We start from the raw sequence: 18,760 nt of genomic DNA on the forward strand, positions 1-18,760 counted from the left end.
CGCATAGACACTAACCAATAGGAGCCACCTAATGACAAATACTGCGACCAAAACCGTTCTCATCCTCGGTGCCTCCGGCAAAATCGGCATCAACGCGGCCCGCGCATTTCTGGCCGACGGCTGGACCATGCGCCGCTTTAACCGGGCCACCGATGATATGACCAAAGCCGCGATGGGCGCTGACGTGATCGTTAATGGCCTCAACCCACCGAACTATCATAATTGGGTCAAGCTCATCCCGGCGATCACCAAACAGGTCATCACCGCCGCCAAGGCTTCCGGTGCAACGGTGATCATTCCCGGCAATGTTTATCATTTTGGCAACGTGGGCGGCGAATGGTCCGAAACCACCCCACCCGCCCCCTGCGCACGCAAAGGGCAAATCCGCCTTGATATGGAACGCGCCTATCGCGCCAGCGGCGTGCAAACGATCATTCTTCGGGCGGGCGATTTCATCGACCCCGACCGTAACGGCGATGTGCTGAGCACTGTGCTTTTGCCGCGCATCAAAAGTGACCGCATCATCGCCCCCGGCCCAACCGAACTGTTGCACAGCTATGCTTACCTGCCCGATTGGGCCAACGCCGCCGTGCGGCTCGCCAACAAGCGCGGCGACCTGTCTGGGTTTGAGGACATTCCCTTCCCCGGCCACAGCTTCACGCTCAGCGAACTGCGCTCTGAACTCGAGACGATCCTCAACCGCAATGTCAGCTTCTCGCGCTTCCCTTGGGGGTTGCTCCGGCTCGCCTCGCCTTTCTGGGAATTGGCCCGCGAGCTGCGGGAAATGCGCTATCTTTGGGAAACGCCCCACACCCTGTCGTCCCGCCGGTTCGACGAACTGCTACCGGATTTCCCCGCGACACCTCTTGGCGATGTGCTTCGCTCGGCATTACCAGAGCACATCAACCCAAACCAACCGATGTCGGCTGGCCCTGCGAGCAAGCTCATGGCCTGACTGGTCGGGCGCGGGCCAGAACACGCCTGCGCCCGTCACCGTCAAATCGGCAGACGGCAGCACATAATCCACCCGCAGGTTTCCCGGCCCCTGCTTTTCACGGCCCGGCCAATCCACTGTATCCAAAGCCGGATCGCCCCTGTGGGATTTATCCGCTGCGACCTTCGCGCCTTCGCTCTGCGGCCTTACGTCCGTTACCCGCTCACTTGCCAGCAATCCGCGTATCGCCAGCTTGATCCCCTGACCGTCCTGCGGGTCAAGATTGGCATCGCCGAGAATGGCAAAGGTGCCGTCCGGCATCCCCCCCATTTGCCATCCAAAACTTGCCGCCACAGCATGATTTCATCATGGTTACGCTTGCCGTTCCTATCCTCTGGCCCGTCGAAAACCGGTGGCGTGGCGTGGAACGCCAAAAGCGTCAGCACCCGGCCGTTCACCTCGACCGGCACAATCCAATGTCCGACCGACGACAGCCTCTGCACCTTGAGCGCCTGCGGAGATGGAAACGGCTTGCCCTTTTCCATCGGAAGCGTCGCCCAGTCCTGCTCTGCCCAGATCAGCCCGCTCAGATCGCGCGCCTTGCCGATGGGATGGCGCGATAAAATGGCCATGCCGCCCGCGCCGGAATACCGCCCCCAGCCCTGCGCGTCGCCCGCACCACCGCGCCGGCCATCACCATCAAGATCCTGATCAGTCATCCAGCCGCTATTGGGTCGTGCGGCGTAGTGATGGGGCATGTCATGTCCATTCGCCCGGATCAGCCCGGCAAGGGCCCCAAGGGTCAGGCCACCATGGTCATAATCAATGTCGTTTAGCAAAAGCACATCAGGCACAATCCGGGCAATAACCTTGGCAACGGCTTCGGCCTGCGGATCACCCTTGCGGATGTCGCGCAGCAAAAGCCCCGGCCCCTTGCGCGATAGCTCAGTGTTAAAAGTAGCGATGCGCAGGCTCTCGGCCTTGGCTATGCCCCCCGACCCAAAGAGGGCCAGAAGCACGGCAAACCGGATTAGACCGCCTGCAACTCCTCGCCTTCGGCCTTGGCTTCGGCATAGGCGCGCATGCGCTTTTCCTCGATCAAATCGGCCACGCGGCTCATCGCTATGCCGCGCATGATCATGCTTGCTGGCAAAAAGGCCCATGCGCTCATCGTCCAGATCAATGTCTGCGGATTGTCCATCGTGATCGGATCAATCAGATCCGCCGCCGCCTTCACCACCGCCGGAATCAAGAATGGCAGCAAAATCCCTAACACAATGTTAAGACCCGCGTCGCGTTTCAGACGTGCGAGCACATCTCCACCTGCGGTCGGGTCAAAAAGCGGTAGGTTGATCCATACGTTGAAGGCTCCCTGACGCGTGGGCCAGCCGAACAGACGGACCATGCTGACAAACACGAATAGCACAATCAACGACACCATATAGGTGATCCCAGCCGCCGTGCGCACCGTGGACAGAACCTCGGCCGTGCTGTCTTCAGGCATCATCAACACGATAAGTCGCACCGGCGAATATGGGAAATCAATCGCTTTGCCCAGAAGTGTGCCAACTTTTGTCGCCAGTTCAGAAAGCTGTGTTGGCTCGGTTTTACCCGCACAGATCAGCGAGAGCACCAAAACCATGCTAAACAGCGCAAAAAACCGCAGCCGGTTAAACGGCCCGGCGAAACGGAATTCAACAATCGAAGGGTATTCGCTGAAATATTCGACAAAGGTCAGCAAGAAGGCAAGGATGCCAACAAGGACGACGATCTGCGTCGTGTCCGGCCCAACATCGGGCAGCATGAGAGACGGCATTGCAATAAGCAAAGCCATCATAGATGCGCGCACCAAGGCGCTTGTCAGTCGGGATACCACTGCCCCATTCCCTTCAAACTGGCCTGAACCGATACGATGCCGGTCCTTTGTTCCAACTTGATGCCGCAAAGTGCCACGGCTTGCCTCATTCTTGCCCAATTTCTGCCTTCTTTCACTTTTCGGCTCAAGTCATGGTTAACAAGACTTCAGGTATTGGGCCTTTTAGAGGTGAAAGTGGTGCGCGAATGCATCATTTTCGGTACAAAAAAATGGCACGATCTCAAGCATCTACAAGATGTAGTAGATGCAGAACTTCAAGCGTCTAGCCAGCAGGCGTTCTGTCGCGCAATGGCATCAACAGCGGTTGACCAGAACGAAACAAAAAAGCCGCCCAGCATGTGGGCGGCCTTAGATGATTCACGCAAAGCTAGATCAGACCCAGGGCCGTTCCTGCGCCGCTTTGGCCTCGAATGTGTCAATCGACCCGGCTTTTTCCATGGTCAGCCCGATATCGTCGAGCCCCTCCAAAAGGCAATGCTTCTTGAACGGATCAACGTCAAAGTTGAACACTTCGCCGTCTGACGTGGTGACAGTCTGCGCCTCAAGGTCAACTTCCATCCGGGCGTTGGCACCCTTCTCGGCATCTTCCATCAACGTATCCACCGCCTCTTGCGGCAACACGATAGGCAGAATGCCATTCTTGAAGCAGTTGTTGAAGAAAATGTCTGCAAACGAGGTCGAAATGACCGATTTGATCCCGAAGTCCGCCAACGCCCAAGGCGCGTGCTCGCGGCTTGATCCGCAGCCGAAATTGTCACCCGCCACGAGGATCTGCGCCTCGCGATAGGCCGGCTTGTTCAGCACGAAATCCTCGATCTCATTGCCCTCGCGATCATAGCGCATCTCGTCAAACAGGTTCACGCCAAGGCCCGACCGTTTGATCGTCTTCAGGAACACCTTAGGGATGATCATATCAGTGTCGATATTCACCAACGGCATAGGCGCCGCGATACCAGAGAGTTTTTCGAACTTGTCCATTACATCATCTCCCGTACGTCTGTGAGGTGGCCAGTGATGGCCGCAGCCGCCGCCATGCCGGGTGAAACCAGATGGGTGCGCCCTTTATAACCTTGGCGCCCTTCAAAGTTCCGGTTCGATGTCGAGGCACAACGCTCGCCTTCGCTCAATTGATCCGGGTTCATCGCCAAACACATTGAACAGCCCGCAAGGCGCCATTCAAATCCGGCGTCCTTGAAGATATCGGCAAGCCCCTCTTCCTCGGCCTGCGCCCGTACAAGACCCGAACCGGGAACGACCATCGCCCGCATCCCGTCCTTGATCTTCTTGCCTTTCAGGATCGCGGCAGCCGCACGCAAATCCTCGATACGGCCATTGGTGCACGAGCCGATAAAGACCGTGTCGATCTCGATATCGGTCAGCTTCTGACCTGCCTCAAGACCCATATAGTCCAAAGCACGCTTGGCGGCTTCAACCTTGCCGCCCGAAAAGCTCTCGGGCGCGGGGACCATGGCCGAAATCGGCAGCACGTCCTCGGGGCTGGTACCCCATGTGACCACCGGCTCGATCTCTTCACCTTTCAGGGTGATGACCTTGTCGAAATGCGCGCCCTCATCGGTATAGAGCGTTTTCCACCAGTTCAGAGCAGCTTCCCACTGCGCCCCTTTCGGAGCATGCGGGCGGCCCATCACATAATCATAGGTCGTCTGATCCGGCGCGATCAGTCCGGCGCGTGCGCCACCCTCGATCGCCATGTTGCAGACGGTCATCCGCCCTTCCATGCTCAGATCGCGGATCGCTTCACCGCAATATTCGATGACATAGCCAGTGCCGCCAGCCGTTCCGGTTTCACCGATCACCGCCAGCGTGATGTCTTTCGCCGTCACACCGGGGCGCAGCTTGCCGGTGATCTCGACCTTCATGTTCTTCGACTTCTTCTGGATCAGCGTCTGCGTCGCCAGAACATGCTCAACTTCGCTGGTTCCGATGCCATGCGCCAATGCGCCAAAGGCCCCATGCGTCGCCGTGTGGCTATCGCCGCACACCACCGTCATACCCGGCAAGGTCCAACCCTGCTCCGGTCCGACAATATGCACGATCCCTTGGCGCACATCACTCACAGGATAGTAGTGGATGCCAAAATCCTTGGCATTCTTATCAAGCGCATCGACCTGAATGCGGCTTTCTTCGTTGTCGATACCATTGGCCCGGTCCAGCGTGGTCGGCACGTTATGGTCCGGCACGGCAATGGTCTTGTCCGGTGCACGCACATCGCGCCCGGTCATCCGCAGCCCCTCAAAGGCTTGCGGGCTGGTGACTTCGTGCACCAGATGCCGGTCGATATAAAGCAGGCACGTGCCATCTTCGGCTTCGTGCGCCACATGGGCATCCCAGATTTTATCATAGAGCGTCTTGGGGGACATTGGTCCTCTCCCGTTCATAGTCGTGAAATTTTGTATAGTTCAGGCAAGCAGAATGGAGGCCACGCCTTATAGTCGCGCCAACACCGAACGCGCTTCACCAAAGAAGCGTTCTCTCAGCCGCGCGCGGTCGTCCATATCAAAAACCATTCTCATGGCGTTTCTCCTACACAACTGCACCGAGTCTCACAAGATGGGTGTTTAGCGACCCATAATCGTCAGATTGGGTCACGGCGTTGCTATTGCAATTCCAGCAGATCCCAGCGGTTGCCAAACAAATCGCGAAACACGGCCACTGTCCCGTAAGCCTCCTGTCTTGGCTCCTCTTCGAAACTGACCCCCGCCGCGACCATCCTCGCGTGATCGGCCGCAAAATCATCAGTATTCAGAATAAACCCGACGCGCCCACCCGCCTGATTGCCAATGGCCGCGCTTTGCTCGGCGCTCACTGCCCGCGCAAGCAGCAGGCCCGTGCCTCCACCACTCGGCCGCATGACGACCCATCGCTTTCCGCGCCCCTGATCCTCGTCCTGCTCGAGCGCAAAGCCCATCACATCGCGGAAAAACCTGATGGCCACGTCATAGTCCGGCACCAAAAGCGCCACTAACCCAAGCGTTTTCGTTGTCATATCACCCTCTCTTCCTGCCACTCGCCCCACCCATTTCTATCGCGACTGTTAGAGGCCCGCCTGCAATAGACCCTTGCCCGCTCGGCCCACTCCATGCCACGCTAAGACCTAGCATCAGGCAGATTAATGAGCGAACATACAAGCACGATTACCTCACCAAACGAAACAATCGCCCCACTGGCCCAAGACATCGCTATGTCTCTTGCCGATCGGGCGCAGGTGTTTCTGACCGGGCTGTTGCGCCCTTGGAATGCCTATCAGGTGGGTTTGGCAATTGCGCTGTTTCTAGTCGCCTGGGCGCTGGCCAGATTTATGGCACCGCGGTTTCGCGAATGGATGCGAACCCGCGAAAACTGGCCAAAATGGCGGTTTCGCTATCTGTTGCTCATGCAACGCCGGTTGCGCCTGTTCTTCTTTGTCGGGCTCATATGGCCCACCGTCTGGATCATGCAGATGGTGACTTGGCCGTCCCGCTCTTATCTGCTTGGTATCATCGCCGATCTGGCCCTCGCGTGGCTTCTGATCGCGCTTGTCTCTCGCCTAATCGTCAACAATTTCCTGCGCGCCATGGTGCGCTATATCGGCTGGACTTGGGTCACCTTGTCCATTCTCGGCCTCACGACCGAAGTCCGCTCCCTGCTTGAAAGCGCCGCAATCGACCTTGGCAATCTGCATCTTTCGCTCTGGTTGGTGCTACAAGCGGCCTTCACGCTCAGCGTCCTTGTGTTTATCGCCCGTTTCATTTCCCGCTCCACCTCGGCCGGGCTGAAACGTAACGAAGACATCAGCCCCTCGATGCAGGTGCTGGCTGTCAAGTTCGTTCAGGTGGCGCTCTATGGTGCGGCCATCTTTATTGGCCTCAAGGCCAGCGGCGTTGATCTTACCGGCCTTGCGGTGCTGTCCGGCGCCATCGGCGTCGGCCTCGGCTTCGGGCTGCAAAAGGTGGTGTCGAACCTCGTCTCTGGCGTGATCATTCTGCTCGACAAGTCGATCAAACCCGGCGACGTGATCTCTCTGGGCGAAACCTTCGGCTGGATCGACACGCTCGGCGCGCGCTACACATCTGTCGTTACCCGCAACGGCAAGGAATACCTCATTCCGAACGAAGACCTGATCACCAGCCAGGTGGTGAACTGGTCCCACACCAATGATTTCGTGCGTCTCGATATCTATTTCGGTGCGGCCTACGGCGATGACCCCCACAAGGTCCGCGCCATCGCGATCGAAGCCGCCCAAGGGGTAATCCGCGTGCTGTCCTCCAAACCGCCCGTGTGTCACATCGTCGGCTTCGGAGACAGCTCGGTCGACTACATCCTGCGCTTCTGGATCCGCGATCCAAATCAAGGCCTCACCAACATCCGTGGCAATGTCTACCTCGCGCTCTGGGATGCGTTTCAGGAAAACGACATCTCCATCCCCTTCCCTCAACGCGAAGTCCGCATGCTGGGCGAGGGGACCTCCCACACGACCATCGCGCCCCCCACGACACGCCCGAAAAGCAGCTCCCATCCGATTAACCCTTGCGCATTTTCGCCACAGCCCCCATTGCCCCTTGAAGCTTTCATTGAGCATTCACATCTTGAGTGCTACGCTAAAACTATGCCCGGCACCGGGGTCCATGCAGGTGCGCAACAAAGGAGGACTTTGTCCTGTCAACGCATGTTGATACGGCTCACGCCGTTCCAGAAGGGGGAGCAATCGCTGGCGGCCCCAATACCGTGACAAGCGAAGAACTGCTTGCACTGATCCTTTCATCGCTCTCCGAGGACAAGGCCGAAGACGTCGTGCAAATCGACCTGCGCGGCAAATCGTCCATTGGTGACTATATGGTTGTCTGCTCCGGGCGCTCCTCGCGTCAGGTTGGCGCCATCGCCGAGAAGCTTGTCGACCGGCTCAAATCCGGGCTCGGTCGCCTGTCCAAAATCGAAGGCAAAGATGCTGGTGATTGGGTGCTGATCGACACGGGCGATATCATCGTCCACGTGTTCCGCCCCGAAGTGCGCGAGTTCTACCAACTCGAAAAGATGTGGCAGACGACCGCCACCACCGCACAAACGCCAAGCTAGGGCAATGCGCGTCACGATCTGTGCCGTCGGTCGGCTCCGCTCGGGGCCCGAGAAAGACTTGATCGGCGACTATACCACGCGGTTTGACCGAACCGGCCGCGCGCTTGGTCTCGGTCCGCTCACCCTCACCGAAGTCGAAGACCGCAAGGGCGGCGGCATGGAGGCCGAAGCCGCCCTCCTCACGCGCGCCATGCCCGGCAACGCAACCGCCATCGCGCTTGATGAACGGGGCAAGCTGATGACCTCCCCCGATTTCGCCCAAACGCTCGCCCGGTTACGTGACGATGGCACCAGCGACCTTGCCTTTCTTATTGGCGGGGCAGATGGCCTCTCACCGGATCTACGCGCCCGCGCCACGCTCTCTCTCAGCTTCGGCAAAATGGTCTGGCCGCATATGCTGGCCCGCGTCATGCTGACAGAACAACTCTACCGCGCCGCCTCGATCCTCGCCGGTGCCCCATATCACCGCGCCTGACTCACCGCGCCTTACCGGCGAATCTGAGCAGCCCCGCGCCCCTTCACCTTTCTCCAGAAACGCATTTCCACCGCCCACACCCCGTTAAAACCTGCGAATTCTTGACCCGCTGCCGCCTTCAGGTGCGCAGGCGCATGGGCAGTAACACCCAAGGGCGGCAATCCGCCGGTTGCCCCCGCGCCCAACACGCCTTAAATGCACCTGCAAAGAGGAAGGCAGGCAATGAGCAATCCAAAACCCGTGGTTCTCTGTATTCTCGACGGTTGGGGCCACCGCACCGACACGGCGGCCAATGCGCCCGCGCTCGCCAACACGCCCGCCTTTGACCGTCTCATGTCAAGCTGCCCACATGCGCTTCTCACCACCCATGGCCCCGACGTTGGCCTGCCCTCCGGTCAAATGGGCAACTCCGAGGTTGGCCATACCAACATTGGCGCGGGTCGCGTTGTTGCGATGGACCTTGGCCAAATTGATCTTGCTATCGAAGACCGCTCTTTCTTTGACACGCCCGCCCTGCTGGGCTTTATTGCCACGCTGAAAGACAGCGGCGGCACAGCCCATATCATGGGGCTGGTTTCTGATGGCGGTGTCCATGGATCACTCGATCATTTGATCGCCTCGGTCACGGCCCTGACCGACGCCGGCATCCCGGTTGCCATCCATGCCATCACCGATGGCCGCGATGTTGCGCCGCGTTCGGCCCTGACCTACTTCGCTACTCTGGAAGAGGCCCTGCCCAAGGGTGCCCGGATCGCCACCCTGACTGGCCGCTATTTCGCCATGGACCGCGACAATCGCTGGGAGCGTGTCTGCGAAGCCTACCACGCGATGATCGACGCCCGCGGGCAACACAAAACGGCAGACGCCAAAACCGCCATCAATAACGCCTACAACCGCTCGGAAAGCGACGAGTTCATCACCGCCACGGTTCTGGGCGACTATCAGGGCGTTCAGAACGGCGATGGGCTCTGGTGCCTGAACTTCCGCGCCGACCGCGCCCGCGAAATCCTCGCCGCCATTGGCGACCCGGCGTTTGATGCCTTCGACACCGGCCCGCGCCCGACCCTTGCGGCGCTGATGGGGATGGTCGAATATTCCGACAGCCATAATGCCTATATGACCACCATGTTTCCCTCGCGTGACATTGTAAACACGCTCGGCACATGGGTGGCCAAGCACGGCTTGCGTCAATTCCGCCTCGCCGAGACCGAGAAATATCCCCATGTCACCTTCTTCCTGAACGGTGGCAAGGAACAACCCGAACAAGGCGAAGACCGCTACATGGCCCCCTCGCCCAAAGTGGCCACCTATGATCTGCAACCGGAAATGTCCGCCGCCGAAGTGACCAGCGCATTCATTCGCGCCATCGAAGACGGCTATGACTTGATTGTCACCAACTTCGCCAACCCCGACATGGTCGGCCATACCGGCGACCTGCAAGCCGCGATCAAAGCCTGCGAAGCGGTCGATACAGGGTTGGGACAAGTGATGACCGCGATCGAAAAGGCAGGCGGCGCTATGATCGTGACCGCCGATCACGGCAATTGCGAAACCATGGTCGACCCGGTCACGGGCGGCCCGCACACCGCACATACCATCAACCCTGTGCCGGTGGCGTTGTTTGGCGGCCCTGACGGGGCCACCCTGCGCTCTGGTGGGCGGCTCTCTGATCTTGCGCCAACCTTGCTCGCGTTGATGGGCCTGCCTAAACCTGCAGAAATGACTGGTGAAAGCCTGCTTGCATGAGGACACGCGCCGCTCTCCTCAGGCTCGTTGCCGCAACTGGGCTAGTCTTAGCAGTTGCCCCCGCGAGCATGGCGCAAACCCCCGACCCCGCCGAAGCCGCAAGAACCGCCGCTGCACGGCTTGAACAAGCCACCATTGGCCTTGATAAGGCCGAAAGCGCGCGTGACCGGGTCAAGGCGCTGTCCGAAACCATCCGCGCCTTCGAAGACGGGCTTGCCGCCATGCGCGAAGGCCTGCGCCATGCCTCGATCCGCGAACAAACCCTGACACGCGAACTGACTGCGCGCGAAGACGAAATCTCGCGCCTTTTGGGTGTCTTGCAATCCATGGGCGACAGCCGCGCCCCAACCAGCCTTCTGCATCCAGCCGGCCCCACCGGCACGGCGCGCGCTGGCATGGTTCTCGCCGATGTGACACCCGCGCTCAATGTTCGCGTCAGCGAGCTGCGCTCCAAGCTTGAAGAGGTCACCACCCTGCGCAAGCTTCAGGACAACGCTGCCAATACGTTGCGCGATGGCCTCAAAGGGCTACAGGATGCCCGCACCGCGCTCTCCAAAGCGGTGGCCGACCGCACAGACCTGCCGCGCCGCTTTACCCAAGACCCGGTGCGCACTGCGCTGCTGATCGCCTCGACCGAAACACTTCAGGGGTTCGCCTCGGGCCTCGCCGATATTGCCGTCGGCGAAGCCGCGGGCAGCCTGCCGGACATATCGCATCGCAAAGGCGCTTTGACCTTGCCGGTCCAAGGCCGCGTTCTGCGCGGCTTCATGGGCTCGGACGCCGCGGGCATCACCCGCCCCGGCATCATCATGGCCACCCGCCCTCGCGCCCTCGTCACGACGCCCACGGCGGCGACGATCCGCTATCACGGCCCGCTGCTCGACTACGGAAACGTGATGATCCTTGAGCCGCAATCCGGCCTGTTGATCGTTTTGGCCGGTCTTGATGTGGTCTATGGTGACATCGGACAAGTGCTCCCCTCCGGCGCGCCTGTCGGTTTGATGGGCGGCACCGACCCAAAAATCGGCGAGATTTTGACCCAGTCAAGCGAAGGGGCTGGTAACGACCGCACAGAAACGCTCTATATAGAGTTCAGAGAAGACAACGTTCCGGTGGACCCCTCCGCTTGGTTCCGCATCGCGAAGGATGGATAACAGATGAAGAAGTTCCTAATGGCTGCAAGCGTCGGCATTCTGGCCGGCGGCATCGTCACCACACAGGTGGCCGCGCCACTTCTTGCACAGGAATCTGCGAAACAGACGAATGTCTACCAACAGCTCGACCTGTTCGGCGACATCTTCGAACGCATCCGCTCGCAATATGTTGAAAAGGTGAACGAAGGCGACCTGATCGAAGCCGCGATTAACGGGATGCTCACCTCACTTGATCCGCACTCCTCCTATTTGTCACCCGACGCGGCCGCAGACATGCGCGTGCAAACGCGCGGCGAATTTGGCGGCCTTGGCATCGAAGTCACACAGGAAGAAGGCTTTGTAAAAGTCGTCTCTCCGATTGATGGCACCCCGGCGGACGAAGCCGGAGTCGAAGCGGGCGACTTCATCACCCACGTGAACGGCGAATCCCTGCTTGGCCTGACCTTGGACCAAGCGGTTGAAATGATGCGCGGGCCGGTTGGATCAGAGATCATTATCACCATTGCGCGCGAAGGCCGCGATGAGCCGTTTGATATCTCCATCATCCGCGACACGATCAAACTGACGGCTGTGCGCACCCGGACCGAAGGCAAAACAGTGGTGCTGCGTGTCACTACGTTCAACGATCAAACCTATCCGAACCTCGCTCAAGGCCTCGCCAAACAGGTCGAAGAAGCGGGCGGTATGGCCAATGTGAACGGCTTCGTGCTCGATCTGCGGAACAACCCCGGAGGCCTGCTGACACAGGCGATCAAGGTCTCCGATGCCTTCCTCGACTCAGGCGAAATCGTCTCAACACGCGGCCGTAACCCCGAAGATGGTGACCGCTATAATGCCCAACCCGGTGATCTGGCGGCGACCAAACCGCTCGTCGTGCTGATCAACGGTGGCTCCGCGTCGGCCTCCGAGATTGTCGCCGGTGCCTTGCAGGATCACCGCCGTGCTATCGTCATCGGCACGCGCAGCTTCGGCAAAGGGTCGGTCCAGACGGTCATGCCCCTGCGTGGCGGTGGCGCGATGCGTCTGACCACGGCACGCTACTACACCCCGTCGGGCCGCTCTATTCAGGCGCTTGGCATTTCGCCCGACATCGTTGTCGCCCAACCGCGCAAAGACCCCAAAGCCGACGCCGGCGATGCCAAGGCCCCCATCAAACCACGCAACCGTTCCGAAGCGGACCTGCGCGGCGCGCTCAAAAACGACAGCCTGTCCCCGGATGAGATCAAACAGATCGAGGCCGATCGCGCCAAAGCCGAAGCCTCGGCCAAGCTGCGCGAAGAGGATTACCAACTGGCCTATGCCATCGACATCCTCAAAGGCCTGTCCGCTCTTGGCCCCAACGACTGATCCCGTTGTGACCAAGGTCAAATCCATGACGCCCGACGAAATCGCGGCGTTGCCCTATCGGCGCAATGTCGGCGTTATGCTGGTTAATGCGGATGGGCACGTCTTTGTCGGTCAGCGTATCGACAATGATCAGGCGGCTTGGCAAATGCCGCAAGGCGGGATCGACGCGGGTGAAACCCCGCGCGATGCCGCCCTGCGAGAATTGTTGGAAGAAACCGGTGTGTCGCCCGCGCTGGTCACTGTCGAGACGGAAACCAAAGGTTGGCTCAGCTATGATCTGCCCCATGACGTGGTGCCCAACATCTGGAAAGGCCGCTTTCGTGGGCAAGAACAGAAATGGTTCCTCCTCCGTTTTCAAGGGCGCGACAGTGACGTCAATATCGCTACCGACCACCCGGAATTTTCCGAATGGCGCTGGCTTGCGCCGGATGCATTGATCGAGAATATCGTGCCGTTCAAACGCGCGGTCTATGAAGCCGTATTAAACGAGTTCAAAGCGGCCTTGTGACAGGCTCCAATGGGTTCTGCTGTAAAGCGCCCCGGCGAAACTCAGTACCATTCTAGCACAAGCATTCACATCACGAGAATTTCGCCGGGGTCATCCCGATTTTCGGGGGCGCCGCGCCATGCCTCGCCGGTCGACCTTTCGTCGATGCTTACGAGAACAGGCGCTTTGCGGCGCGTTTCTTCAATGGGCGGCCAACGGCTCCCCAGCCTGTACCGCTGCTTCAAACTAGCGCGTTAACCTTAACAAGCGGTTAAACGAGGTGTTTTATCTCACCCCAAATCTTCCAGTTCGAACCTGATCCGCACGCTATTCACCAACCATTCTACGCGCCTAGATCCTCGTTACTTCGACAAGGTGCGCGCCACCGCGTCCCTCCAACCACCATATAGCCGGTCACGTTCAGCCGTGCTCATGCGGGGTTCAAACCGGTGGTCGAGCGCCCAATTCGCGGCAAAACCCTCCATCGTCGGGTAAAGCCCGGCTCGCATCCCCGCCAGCCACGCAGCGCCCAGCGCGGTCGTTTCTGAAACCACTGGCCGGTCTACAGGCGCCCCAAGGATGTCGGCCACGAACTGCATGGTCCAATCGCTTGCCACCATGCCGCCATCCACCCTAAGCACGGTATCCAAACCCGCGCCCGGCCAATCCTCCAGCATCGCCCGCAACAAATCCGCCGTCTGAAACCCAACGCTTTGCAGCGCCCCACGGGCAATCTCCGCCGGCCCGGTTCCACGGGTCAGCCCGAACATCGCACCGCGGCACTCCGCATCCCAATACGGCGCGCCCAGCCCGGTAAACGCGGGCACCACAATCACCTCCTGCTCCGGGTCCGCAGTTTCAGCCAAAGCTTGCGTCTCCCCGGCCTCCGACACGATTTTCAGCCCATCACGCAGCCATTGCACCACTGCACCCGCGACAAAAATCGACCCCTCCAGCGCATAGGTCACCTGACCGTCCAACTGGTAGGCCACAGTGCCCAACAACCGGTTCTCCGAACGGATCAATCTCTCGCCCGTATTCAACAACGCAAAGCATCCGGTGCCATAAGTCGACTTCATCATGCCCGGCTTGAAACAGGCCTGCCCAATCGTTGCCGCCTGCTGATCCCCCGCAACGCCCAAAATCGGCACCGCAGCACCAAATTGCTCGCTCATTCCGAAATCCGCCGCGCAATCGCGGACCTCAGGCAAAAGGCTCATCGGAATGTCGAGAGCCGCGCAAATCTCGCCATCCCACACCCCGTCGACGATATTATACAACATGGTGCGCGCCGCATTGGTGGCATCCGTCACATGCGCCCGCCCTCCGGTCAGCTTCCAGATCAGCCAACTGTCCACCGTGCCAAAAGCCAACCGCCCGGCCTCTGCCTTGGCCCGCGCCCCTTCTACGTTCTCTAACAACCAACGCAGCTTGGTGCCCGAGAAGTAAGGATCAAGCAAAAGCCCGGTGCGTGCGCGGATCATCTCCTCATGCCCCGCCTCGCGAAGCATGTGGCACATATCCGCTGTGCGCCGATCCTGCCACACAACCGCATTATAAACAGGCACACCTGTCTCGCGGTCCCAAAGCAGGGTCGTCTCACGCTGATTGGTGATCCCGATCCCGGACAGATCTTCTGCCCGCACCCCGGCCCTTACCAAGGCGAGCTCCGCCGAGCGCCGCGTGCTTTGCCACAAGTCTTCGGGATCATGCTCAACCCAGCCAGAGCGCGGAAAATGCTGCGGAAACTCCTCCTGTCCCACGGATTTAACCCGCATTTCAGCGTCAAACACAATCGCCCGGCTTGACGTTGTGCCTTGATCCAGCGCCAGAATATGTGACACGGGCTTTCCCCTCCCCAAGCGATCGGTCGTCTGCCGATATTCCGGGCATCCCGCCTCTTATGCAACCCCGTGACCGCCACCATCGCCGCATTTTCGGCGCGACCCTTTGCCCGTATTGAGATGCTCGTATTGCTGCCACGCAGGCGCCCGCGTATGGTCCCCACTATGAAAACCGCAGTCAGCAAGCGCCCCGCCAAAAAACCGCGCCTCTCGCGCGCTGATTGGCTGCGCGCCGGGTTTCAAACCTTATCTTCGCTCGGCCTTCGGCGCTCAAAGTCGATAGACTCGCCGCCGATGTTGGCGCGACAAAAGGGTCATTCTACTGGCACTTCAAAGACTTACCTGACTTTCAACGCAAGCTACTTGTGATGTGGGAAGAGCAATGCCTTGCCGCGATTGACGCCACCGCAAGCGAGGATGACCAAGCCGCCAGCCGTCTACGCGCGCTAACCCAACTCCTCGCGAGCCGTGACCTTCAAGACAACGACTGGCAAAGCGCAGAACCTTCGATCTCGCGCGTGGGCACGCGACTCCGAAGCTGCTGCCGAAACGGTTGCGCGTGTTGATGCGCACTGCCTTACCGCGCTGTCTTCGCTTCTGGCGGACTGCGGGGTGACCAACCCCGATCTCACCCGCGCAATCTATGCAGCGGCCATCGGTATGGCCGACCTGTCGATGCGTGATAACAAAAGCAACGATGCTGCCCTTGGCACGTTGGTTGACCTAATCTTGGCTCTACGATGAAAACGCTACTGTTCACCCTCATTCTGACGGCGCTGCATGCCACAACTTCACCCGTCTCGGCCCATGGCAACCACCCGCCCTTTGATGCGCCCGGCCATGTCTGGCAGTTGATCGAACTCAACGGCGCGCCGTTTACCGCGCGCGCCACACTCACGTTCCCCGAACCCGGCAAGCTTGCTGGACAAGCCCCCTGTAACCGGTATTTCGGCAAGATGTGGGGCGACTACCCTTGGTTCAAAGCGGGCCAAATCGGCGCCACCCGCCGCGCCTGCCCTGAGCTGGCGGCAGAACAGGCCTTCCTCAAGGCTCTTGGCGAAATGAGCCAAGCCGATGCGTCAGACAGCCACTTGCTTTTAACCGGAGCCGGCAGACAAAGTATGGTCTTCCGCCTCATGCCACCGACCGAGTGAACAGATCGACAAACCGCTGCCGTGGCTCTGGCAAGGGTTTGTGAACCAGTTCCTGCGCCAGTTTGTGCCGCAGAAAATACCCTGTTAGGTTAAACCCTTGAACAATTTCTGCATCCGGCGCATCGCCCTTACCCAAGAGCGTCGGTGGCAGCGGCAACAACCGGTCCACCCACTCGCCCGCGCCTTCGCGCGACACCGCCCGCCCGGTCTTTGGTGATACGAATTCCAAACCCTCGGAACTGCCGGTGACGGCGCATCGGCCTAAATCCAGCCCAAAGCCCATTTCCTCAAGCAGCGCCAGCTCCCACCGCAAATAGGCCAGCGGCCAAAGCCCGTCTTGCCCCAGCAGGTCCATCAACTGTTCGGTGCGCCGGTAAAGCGCGCCATGCGCCTCGCGTTCCGGCAGACAAAAACTCAGAACCGACGCCACCGCATTCAACCCGGCAAGCGCCAGCCGCGATCCCATCACGGCCGCCGCACGAGAGCGCAAAGGCTCTACCTGATAGCTTCCGATATGCTCTTCCAGCCGCGCCCGCCACGCCACGTCAAGCTGTGCACCCGGCTGCAGGATCGGGGCAATTTTCCGACTAGCGCCACCGCGCACAACCCCGGCATGGCGGCCATGCTCTTCGGTGAACACGTCAATGATGGCACTGGATTCCCCGTGCCGCCGAACGCTTAGCAATATCCCGTGATCCCGCCATTCCATGGCGTCAGCTTAGGGCAATTGGCAGGGCGCTGAAACCACCCTGCCACGCGTGCCGCAAATCACGCCTCGGCATAGCCGATCGTTTGCAGCGCCTCGGCGATCTCTTCCAAAATCGCCGGATCGTCGATGGTCGCAGGCATCTTCCATTCAGACCCATCCGCAATCGACACCATCGTGCCACGCAAAATCTTGCCCGAGCGGGTCTTGGGCAGCCGATCCACCACCACGGCCAGCTTGAACGCCGCCACCGGGCCAATCTTTTCACGGACCAGCTTGACCACCTCCGCCGTCACCTCTTCATGCGGGCGGTTGCAACCCGCGTTCAGGCACAGGAACCCCACCGGCAATTGCCCTTTCAACTGGTCCGTTACCCCGATCACGGCGCATTCCGCCACATCCGGGTGCCCGGCCAGAACCTCTTCCATACCGCCCGTCGAAAGCCGATGCCCGGCCACGTTGATCACGTCATCGGTGCGCGCCATGATATAAAGGTATCCGTCCTCGTCGATCATCCCCGCATCGCCGGTTTCGTAATACCCCGGAAAGGCGTTGAGATAGCTTTTCTGGAACCGCTCTTCGGCATTCCAGAGGTTCGGCAATGTCCCCGGCGGCAATGGCAGTTTGATCGCAATCGCCCCTAACTCTCCGGGCGGAAGCGGATGCCCGCCCTCGTCCAGCACATGCACCTCATGTCCCGGCATCGGCACCGATGGGCTGCCGAGCTTCACATCCAAAAGCTCAATCCCCACCGGGTTCGCCGCAATCGACCAGCCCGTCTCGGTTTGCCACCAATGGTCAATCACCGGCACGCCCAGTTGATCTTGCGCCCAGATGATCGTGTCCGGGTCTGCCCGCTCTCCGGCAAGATAAACATTTCGCAGGCACGACAGGTCGTATTTCTTGACGAACTCGCCCTTCGGGTCCTCCCGCTTGACTGCGCGAAAGGCGGTCGGCGCGGTGAAAAAGCTCTTTACGTCATGCTCGGAAATCACCCGCCAGAACGTGCCCGCATCCGGCGTGCCTACCGGCTTGCCCTCAAACACGATGGTGGTGTTGCCGTGGATCAAGGGCGCATAGGCAATATAGGAATGCCCGACGACCCAACCCACATCTGACGCGGCCCAGAACACCTCGCCCGGATCAACGGCATAGATGTTCTTCATGGTCCAGTTCAGCGCAACAAGCTGTCCCGCCGTGTGGCGGATCACACCCTTGGGCGCGCCGGTCGTGCCCGAAGTATATAGGATATAGGACGGGTGGTTGCCCTCCACCGGCACACACTCCGCCGGCGCGACACCCTCTTGCGCAGCATACCAGTCAAAATCACGCCCCTCGATCAGCGGCGCAACCTCTTCCTCGCGTTGCAGGATGATCGTGAACTCCGGCTTGTGGCTGGCCAGATCAATCGCACCATCCAGCAGGGGTTTGTATTTCACCACCCGCCCCGGCTCCAACCCGCAAGAGGCCGCGATGATCGCCTTGGGCTTGGCATCGTCAATCCGCACGGCCAGCTCGTTCGCCGCAAACCCGCCGAACACCACCGAATGGATCGCCCCGATCCGCCCACAGGCCAGCATCGCCTCGATCGCCTGCGGCACCATCGGCATATAGATCACCACGCGATCGCCTTTTTCGACGCCCTTCGCCTTTAGCGCCCCGGCGAGCCCCGCAACACGGTCTTTTAGCGCGGCAAAGCTGATGTGCTCTTTGCGGCCCGTGATCGGGCTGTCGTAAATGATCGCCGTTTGCTCGGCGCGGCCATTCTCGACGTGGCGGTCCACCGCGTTATAGCAGGTGTTTACCTTGGCATCCGCGAACCATTCATACAGGTTATTGCCTTTGTCGGTCAGCGCCTTTGACGGCGCCTCGACCCAATCAATCGCCTGCGCCGCATCCATCCAAAACCCTTCCGGGTCGGCTTTCCAGGCGTCATAAACTTCGCGGTATCCCATGGCATACTC

17 protein-coding genes and 1 pseudogene are annotated in these 18,760 nt (G+C 59.9%); 10 read left to right on the forward strand and 8 right to left on the reverse strand.

What is annotated here, in order from left to right:
* Positions 1-31: 31 nt before the first annotated feature.
* Positions 32-955, forward strand: coding sequence for an epimerase (locus N4R57_16810; GenBank protein ID UYV36642.1), 924 nt, complete (start codon positions 32-34; stop codon positions 953-955).
* Here N4R57_16810 and N4R57_16815 read toward each other — a convergent pair.
* The 5 genes and pseudogenes from N4R57_16815 to N4R57_16835 all read right to left on the reverse strand — a co-directional run bounded on the left by N4R57_16815 (position 890) and on the right by N4R57_16835 (position 5,817).
* Positions 890-1,923, reverse strand: a pseudogene (locus tag N4R57_16815) (endonuclease/exonuclease/phosphatase family protein). The gene N4R57_16810 and the pseudogene N4R57_16815 sit on opposite strands and share 66 nt — an antisense overlap.
* A 41-nt stretch (positions 1,924-1,964) precedes the next feature.
* Positions 1,965-2,768, reverse strand: a complete 804-nt coding sequence (locus N4R57_16820) for a hypothetical protein (GenBank protein UYV39602.1) — start codon at positions 2,766-2,768, stop codon at positions 1,965-1,967.
* 414 nt (positions 2,769-3,182) lie between these two features.
* Positions 3,183-3,788: a 3-isopropylmalate dehydratase small subunit gene (leuD, locus tag N4R57_16825; GenBank protein UYV36643.1), complete on the reverse strand. Its 606-nt coding sequence runs from the start codon at positions 3,786-3,788 to the stop codon at positions 3,183-3,185.
* A complete protein-coding gene (leuC, locus tag N4R57_16830) occupies positions 3,788-5,191 on the reverse strand; it encodes a 3-isopropylmalate dehydratase large subunit (GenBank protein ID UYV36644.1) in 1,404 nt (467 codons plus the stop codon). The genes leuD and leuC overlap by 1 nt, the downstream gene beginning before the upstream one ends.
* Before the next feature lie 236 nt (positions 5,192-5,427).
* Entirely contained in the window at positions 5,428-5,817 is a 390-nt protein-coding gene (locus N4R57_16835) for a VOC family protein (protein UYV36645.1), read from the reverse strand.
* Between the two features lie 126 nt (positions 5,818-5,943).
* On the opposite strand from N4R57_16835, the gene N4R57_16840 reads away from it, so the two are divergent.
* The 7 genes from N4R57_16840 to N4R57_16870 all read left to right on the forward strand — a co-directional run bounded on the left by N4R57_16840 (position 5,944) and on the right by N4R57_16870 (position 13,113).
* Positions 5,944-7,539: a mechanosensitive ion channel gene (locus N4R57_16840; protein UYV36646.1), complete on the forward strand. Its 1,596-nt coding sequence runs from the start codon at positions 5,944-5,946 to the stop codon at positions 7,537-7,539.
* Positions 7,515-7,883 carry a ribosome silencing factor gene (gene rsfS, locus N4R57_16845; GenBank protein UYV39603.1) on the forward strand — a complete coding sequence of 123 codons (369 nt, stop codon included), beginning with the start codon at positions 7,515-7,517 and terminating at the stop codon, positions 7,881-7,883. Before N4R57_16840 ends, rsfS begins: the two co-directional genes overlap by 25 nt.
* 4 nt (positions 7,884-7,887) lie before the next feature.
* Positions 7,888-8,358, forward strand: coding sequence for a 23S rRNA (pseudouridine(1915)-N(3))-methyltransferase RlmH (gene rlmH, locus N4R57_16850; GenBank protein ID UYV36647.1), 471 nt, complete (start codon positions 7,888-7,890; stop codon positions 8,356-8,358).
* 222 nt (positions 8,359-8,580) lie between these two features.
* Positions 8,581-10,104 carry a 2,3-bisphosphoglycerate-independent phosphoglycerate mutase gene (gene gpmI, locus N4R57_16855; GenBank protein ID UYV36648.1) on the forward strand — a complete coding sequence of 508 codons (1,524 nt, stop codon included), beginning with the start codon at positions 8,581-8,583 and terminating at the stop codon, positions 10,102-10,104.
* 68 nt (positions 10,105-10,172) lie between these two features.
* Positions 10,173-11,258, forward strand: a complete 1,086-nt coding sequence (locus N4R57_16860) for a peptidase M23 (protein ID UYV36649.1) — start codon at positions 10,173-10,175, stop codon at positions 11,256-11,258.
* A 3-nt stretch (positions 11,259-11,261) separates the two neighbouring features.
* The gene (locus N4R57_16865; protein UYV36650.1) at positions 11,262-12,605 is read left to right on the forward strand and encodes a S41 family peptidase; all 1,344 of its coding nucleotides are present in this window, start codon (positions 11,262-11,264) and stop codon (positions 12,603-12,605) included.
* 25 nt (positions 12,606-12,630) lie between these two features.
* Positions 12,631-13,113, forward strand: coding sequence for an RNA pyrophosphohydrolase (locus N4R57_16870; GenBank protein ID UYV39604.1), 483 nt, complete (start codon positions 12,631-12,633; stop codon positions 13,111-13,113).
* Between the two features lie 341 nt (positions 13,114-13,454).
* On the opposite strand, the gene glpK is transcribed toward N4R57_16870, so the two are convergent.
* Positions 13,455-14,936, reverse strand: a complete 1,482-nt coding sequence (gene glpK, locus N4R57_16875; GenBank protein ID UYV36651.1) for a glycerol kinase GlpK — start codon at positions 14,934-14,936, stop codon at positions 13,455-13,457.
* A gap of 612 nt (positions 14,937-15,548) precedes the next feature.
* Here glpK and N4R57_16880 point away from each other — a divergent pair.
* Together N4R57_16880 and N4R57_16885 are read left to right on the forward strand one after the other, a co-directional pair.
* A complete protein-coding gene (locus N4R57_16880) occupies positions 15,549-15,680 on the forward strand; it encodes a hypothetical protein (protein ID UYV36652.1) in 132 nt (43 codons plus the stop codon).
* Entirely contained in the window at positions 15,677-16,090 is a 414-nt protein-coding gene (locus tag N4R57_16885; protein ID UYV36653.1) for an META domain-containing protein, read from the forward strand. Before N4R57_16880 ends, N4R57_16885 begins: the two co-directional genes overlap by 4 nt.
* Here the strand turns inward: N4R57_16885 and recO are convergent.
* Together recO and prpE are read right to left on the reverse strand one after the other, a co-directional pair.
* Entirely contained in the window at positions 16,071-16,799 is a 729-nt protein-coding gene (gene recO / locus N4R57_16890; GenBank protein UYV36654.1) for a DNA repair protein RecO, read from the reverse strand. The genes N4R57_16885 and recO overlap by 20 nt on opposite strands.
* A 59-nt stretch (positions 16,800-16,858) precedes the next feature.
* Complete coding sequence (gene prpE / locus N4R57_16895; protein ID UYV36655.1) at positions 16,859-18,751, reverse strand: propionate-CoA ligase PrpE; 1,893 nt, start codon at positions 18,749-18,751, stop codon at positions 16,859-16,861.
* Positions 18,752-18,760 lie beyond the last annotated feature (9 nt).

The sequence above is a fragment of the Rhodobacteraceae bacterium D3-12 genome, from assembly GCA_025916135.1.
Lineage (GTDB): Bacteria > Pseudomonadota > Alphaproteobacteria > Rhodobacterales > Rhodobacteraceae > JAKGBX01.